At 44.7% G+C, this 5,434-nt stretch carries 5 protein-coding genes; 2 read left to right on the plus strand and 3 right to left on the minus strand.

Going from position 1 to position 5,434, the window contains the following annotated elements:
• The first annotated feature begins 108 nt into the window (after positions 1 to 108).
• The gene (locus tag ACWNM1_RS30055; protein WP_076119924.1) at positions 109 to 468 is read left to right on the plus strand and encodes a hypothetical protein; all 360 of its coding nucleotides are present in this window, start codon (positions 109 to 111) and stop codon (positions 466 to 468) included.
• A gap of 64 nt (positions 469 to 532) precedes the next feature.
• Here the strand turns inward: ACWNM1_RS30055 and nrdF are convergent, their stop codons facing one another.
• The 3 genes from nrdF to nrdI are packed head-to-tail and all read right to left on the minus strand — an operon-like array spanning position 533 to position 3,962.
• Positions 533 to 1,492, minus strand: coding sequence for a class 1b ribonucleoside-diphosphate reductase subunit beta (nrdF, locus tag ACWNM1_RS30060; protein ID WP_449603852.1), 960 nt, complete (start codon positions 1,490 to 1,492; stop codon positions 533 to 535).
• A gap of 39 nt (positions 1,493 to 1,531) precedes the next feature.
• Positions 1,532 to 3,616 carry a class 1b ribonucleoside-diphosphate reductase subunit alpha gene (gene nrdE / locus ACWNM1_RS30065; protein WP_449603853.1) on the minus strand — a complete coding sequence of 695 codons (2,085 nt, stop codon included), beginning with the start codon at positions 3,614 to 3,616 and terminating at the stop codon, positions 1,532 to 1,534.
• Positions 3,603 to 3,962 carry a class Ib ribonucleoside-diphosphate reductase assembly flavoprotein NrdI gene (nrdI, locus tag ACWNM1_RS30070; protein ID WP_042185827.1) on the minus strand — a complete coding sequence of 120 codons (360 nt, stop codon included), beginning with the start codon at positions 3,960 to 3,962 and terminating at the stop codon, positions 3,603 to 3,605. The genes nrdE and nrdI overlap by 14 nt, the downstream gene beginning before the upstream one ends.
• A gap of 409 nt (positions 3,963 to 4,371) precedes the next feature.
• Between nrdI and sigK the strand changes: the two genes are divergently transcribed.
• Positions 4,372 to 5,073, plus strand: a complete 702-nt coding sequence (gene sigK, locus ACWNM1_RS30075; protein ID WP_042125228.1) for an RNA polymerase sporulation sigma factor SigK — start codon at positions 4,372 to 4,374, stop codon at positions 5,071 to 5,073.
• Positions 5,074 to 5,434: the final 361 nt, after the last annotated feature.

Genomic DNA, 5,434 nt, shown 5'->3' on the forward strand with positions numbered 1-5,434 from the left:
TGTCGTCGCCCTGAAAAAGCATGGGGCGGGTATTTTTTGTCTGTGAAGTTACATACATTTCATCACTATTATTAAAAAATAACTTTAAAACTTGGAGGAATAATAATTATGTCATACACAATTAAGTACAACCAAAATGAGAACCATATCGATGTAGTATCTATTGATTTTTCAGCTGAAGATGTTCCAGGATACCTGAAAGATTTTGAAAATATCATGAAGCTTGTTAAACCTAAATTTACAGGAACAACTGATGTAACTGAATCTAAAAGTGTACTTACTCCTGAGGTTGCAGCTATGCTAGCCCCTACTGGTGCGATGGCGAGTGAAGCTGGTCAAGCTGGATGGGCTTATGTAACTAAAAACCCAATTTGGAAGATGCAATTGAAACGTATTTTTGGTAGAGATTTTGCAGATGCTTACGATACCTACGAAGAAGCTAGAACATACCTGAAAAGCTTGCAATAATCTAATCTTACAGTTAGCAAAAAGTGCGGAGAATTTTCTCCGCACTTTTTTGCTTTATCTATACTTAAAATTGAAAATCTTCATCTTTCAGCGGCTCCACGTTAAGCGCCCGGACGTATCCGTTACCTTTTTTCGAGAAGAAATCATGCTGTTTGGTGTGGGTACTGATGCCATTCTGAACAATCGGGTTGATCTCTTCCTCGTCGAATAGCGGATCATGTCCCAGATTCATCATGGCTTTGTTAGCATTGTATCTAAGGAAGGTCTTGACCTCGTCCACCAGTCCGATGGGAGCGTAGATCTGCTCGGTATAACGTTCTTCATTCTCATGGAGCAGTCTAAGGAGGTCTACCAGCTTCTGGTGTAGCTCACGCTGCTCGTCATCTGGTAGCCCGTCAAAGATCTCCTGCGCCAGCACACCGACATATACGCCATGGATGCTCTCATCCCGCAGAATAAGGTCGATGATCTCACCGCTGCATGTCATTTTGCCTTGGCCAGCTAGATAAAGCGGGTAGAAGAAGCCACTGTAGAACAAGTAGCTCTCGAGCAGCACTGAGGCTGCCATGGCAAGGTACAGATCTTTGGGTGACTCTATTTTTTTGTAATATTGTGATATGGTCTCTGCCTTGAACTGCAGATAAGGGTTCTCTTCAACCCAGCGGAACACACTGTCAATCTCCTCCGTGGAGGACAAAGTGGTGAAAATGCTACTGTACGATTTGGCGTGAATCTGTTCCATCATGCCCATAAAGCCAAGCACAGCCTTGCGCTGAAGGCCTTCGACATGCTCCATAATCTGCGGCATACCTACTCCGCCTTGAATCGTATCCAGCAGCGTGAGTCCGCCGAGTACCTTCATATAGGAGTCCTTTTCTTGCTCACTGAGCGTGAGCCAGGACATTTTATCATCGGATAATGGAATTTCATCGTCCGTCCAGAATTGCATAATGTTCTGATTCCAGAACATCAATGAGAAATCGTCGTCGGGACGGTTCCAGTTCACAGCTTGGATAGCGGTCATAATATGGCAATCTCCTTTTCTGCGGCTATAGCCTTCCAGTTAGATCGAGCAGGTGAGGCATTCCTCGACGGACAGCTTTTTGGTCCGGGTGTAATACAGTGACTTCAGGCCTTTATGCGCCGCGTACAGATAGGAACGGGCCAGTTCTCTGGTTGAGACATCACTGTTGACATGCAGCACGGTCGATATGCCCTGGTCGATATGGGGCTGAATTTCCGCGATTAGATCGATCACCTTGAACTGATCCATTTGGTAAGCTGATTTATAGAAAAATACATTATCCGGCCGCAGATACGGCATCGGATAGTAAGTTGTTGAATTGGCATAAGTCCGGGTCTCAATTTGCTCAACAATAGGCATAACGCTTGAAGTAGCATTTTGAATATAGGAAATGCTGGCTGTTGGCGCAATTGCCAAACGGTAAGCATGATACAGACCATTTGCTTGTACTGCATCCCGCAGTTGTTCCCAGTCCGCAGGGGACGGGATGAAAATATCTCCGAACAGCTCTTGTACTCTTGGCGTTACAGGGCGGTAATCCGTAGTCAGGTAACGCTCAAAATAAGCTCCGGTAGCATAATCAGAAGCCTCAAACCCATGGAAAGAATGACCTTTTGCAGCAGCGATCTCCATGCTTTTCTCCAGTGAATGGTAGTTCATGGTCATGAAGAAGGTCCGGGCAAAATCGCGAGCCTGTTCGCTCTCATAAGCGATCTTGTTCTTGGCCAGATAGCCGTGCAGATTCATGACGCCGAGACCGACGGAGTGCATCTCTTTGTTAGCTTTGGCTACGCCTGGGGCATTAGAGATGCTGGTCATATCGCTGACTGCAGTCAAGGCGATCATGCCTTCATGTACTGATTCACGGATTTTGCCATGCTCCATCACGTTGACAATGTTCAAGGAAGCCAGATTGCAGCTTACATCACGGCGGATGGTATCTTCCTGTCCGTAATCAGCAATTTCTGAGGTCTCCTGCAGCTGGAAGATTTCCGTGCAGAGGTTGGACATTTTGATCTGTCCAACGTTTTTCAGGGCATGGGCTTCATTGGCGTTGCTCTTGTTCATAATATATGGATAGCCAGATTCCAGTTGGATCATGGCGATTTTGGTCAGCATATCCCGTGCGCTCATGGCCCTTCTCTTTTTGACACGTGGATCGGCTAGCAGTTTATCGTACATTTCATCCAAATCCATGTCATCAAGATGGGTGCCATAAGCCTTGTACACACTGTAAGGGGCAAATACATGGAGCGGTTCATTGTCCTTCGCCAGCTTATAGAAGCGATTCGGAATGATCAGACCAATGGACAGGGTTTTAAGTCTTGTTTTTTCGTCGGCGTTGATCTTCTTACTGTCGAGAAATTCAAGAACATCCCATCCAAAAATGTTGTAGTAGGCGGCTCCAGAACCTTTACGTTGACCCATCTGGTCAGCATAGGAGAAACCGTCCTCCATCAGCTTGAGCACAGGTATAATGCCCTTGGCCGCATCCTCGACGCCTTTGATCGTCTCCCCGCGGGAGCGAAGCTTGGACAGATTGACGGCTACGCCACCGCCGATCTTCGACAGCTGCATGCAGGTATTGAGCACATAGTTGATCGAGTTAAGCGAGTCGTCCATTTCGATAAGGAAGCAAGAGACAAGCTCACCGCGACGGCTCTTGCCGGCATTTAAGAAGGTTGGGGTCGCAGGTTGTAAGCGCTGCTCCATCATCGAACGGGCAAGCGTGCCGGCAGTATCGGCGTTGCCGCGTCCTAGGTGAAGGGCAACTGCCGCCACACGGTCCGGATAATGCTCTAGATATTGCTTACGGTCATTGGTTTTTACAGCGTAATCTGTGTAGAACTTCGAAGCTGCCATATAAGATGGAAAACTGAAGTTGTAAGAATGGGTAATTTGGTAGACATCTTCAATCTCAGCCAAGCTGTACTGTTCGTAAAAATTTTCGTAGAAATCTTGTTCAATCATATAATCCACCTTGGCTTTTGTATTCTCAAAAACCAAGCTCCGCCGTTCTACATCCCGCATAAATTCGGCTACTGCCTCAAGGTCTTTATCCAATTGAAAGAAACCACTTTCGTCTCTCTTCATTAACATGTTGTTTAGTTCAATATGCCGCAACTCGGCTCACCTCCTGTTTAATTCGTTCCACATCACCAAATGTGCCCGACAGCTCAAATTTACCGATAACGGGTACATTGTACCGATCTGCAATCAAGTCTGCGCTATGCGCGAACAGCTCGCCCCAGTTCTTGTTGCCGCTGGCGGCGATGCCTTTCAAATTGGAATAATTGTTCTTCAAGAAAGTAGACACCTTCTCTGGAATCTGTCCAAAGCCGGTGGTGTATGTAATAAGCACATAAGGCTCGTCAATGGTCATATGCTCTTCAATCTGCACAGCTGGCAGCTTAAGCTTACCAATGAAGCGTTTGACGTTTCCGGTTTTTGAATCGTATGCGACTAGCATGGAGTCTCTCCCCCTGTATATATTAAAACTACTTTAAATACTGTAAAGAGTGAATAGATAAGCTATAAATACTGGAAAATCATATTCATACTATATTTAGTGTGCGTTGTTTATTTTAATCACTATATGTTGAAAAGTCAACAGGATAAGTGCTTCCTAACTAGTTGGAAACTGGTCTAGTAAACGCTCTATTAAAGTGTTGATATCCCGAAAAAATGCAGGTTGGAGCGGTTTGCTGAGGCAGCTGCGTTATTTTTTTATGAAGCTAAAGCGTGAGACTAACAATGGGTTTGTACAATTTCCCCCGTACATGCACTTCTAGGCATCTACCCACATACAATAAGATGACCATGAACCCGTAAGGCTAACAGATCGGTTTCATTGTACAAGTGCGGGAGGTGTCGCCAAGTTGCCTGGATTCTTAAGTACGATCGCGTTGCTAATCAAAGAACTGACGTTGCTGGTATCCTACGTAAGGAACAACGCATTTCCACAGCCGCTCTCGGAGCAGGAGGAAAGCAAATACTTAGGCATGATGGCTGAAGGGGATGCTAAAGCCCGAAATTTGCTTATCGAGCACAATTTGAGACTTGTCGCCCATATAGTAAAAAAATTCGATAACACCGGAGAAGACATGGAGGATCTGATCTCCATAGGCACCATTGGCTTGATTAAAGCCATCGAGAGCTATCGTCCGAACAAAGGGACAAAGCTAGCCACTTTTGCTGCCCGTTGTATTGAAAACGAAATTTTGATGCATTTAAGATCCTTGAAGAAAACACGGAAAGACGTATCTCTCCACGATCCGATTGGGACAGACAAGGAAGGGAATGAAATTACACTCATCGATATCCTTGGCTCCGAGGCTGATGATGTCATTAAAGAAGTGGATCTGAAGATCGAGAAGAGCAAGATTTATCGAAATCTCGATATTTTGGATGATCGTGAAAAAGAAGTTGTCGTTGGCAGATTCGGACTTGATACGGGCGGGGAAGAGAGGACGCAGCGGGAGATTGCGAAGGAGCTTGGGATCTCGCGGAGTTATGTGTCGCGGATTGAGAAGCGGGCACTTATGAAGCTGTATCATGAGTTTTATAAGGCGAAGCGTTGAAAAAATTGTAATGCAGCTAGCCAATTGGCCGGCTGCTTTTTTTAGTTAAAGAGAAATCAGAGTGTTCTCTACCGAAAAAGCCCCAATTATTCCGTACATTGTGGCTTGAATAATTTATCAATTTCACAAAATCAACCAAGGGACATAAACGGGTTAGGAGGAAGTTATAAAACAAAAGCAGTTAAAATACGAGAAGTACATTTTAACAGCTACTAGTATATTGCAATATGCCAGTAGATTTTTTGTTTATAGGTATAGCAAACACTTGTTCCTATAGTATTCAAAATAATGTTATAATACTATTAACAGTTTTTTTGAAGAAACTTCTTTCGGAGGAGTTAGAGAGGAACTTCTATACAAA

The organism is Paenibacillus sp. Marseille-Q9583, assembly GCF_976954365.1.

Bases quoted from the DNA above. Each gene is read 5' to 3' on its own strand.
- ACWNM1_RS30055 (WP_076119924.1), top strand. From the start codon at position 109: ATGTCATACACAATTAAGTACAACCAAAATGAGAACCATATCGATGTA.
- nrdF (WP_449603852.1), bottom strand. From the start codon at position 1,492: ATGACCGCTATCCAAGCTGTGAACTGGAACCGTCCCGACGACGATTTC.
- nrdI (WP_042185827.1), bottom strand. From the start codon at position 3,962: ATGCTAGTCGCATACGATTCAAAAACCGGAAACGTCAAACGCTTCATT.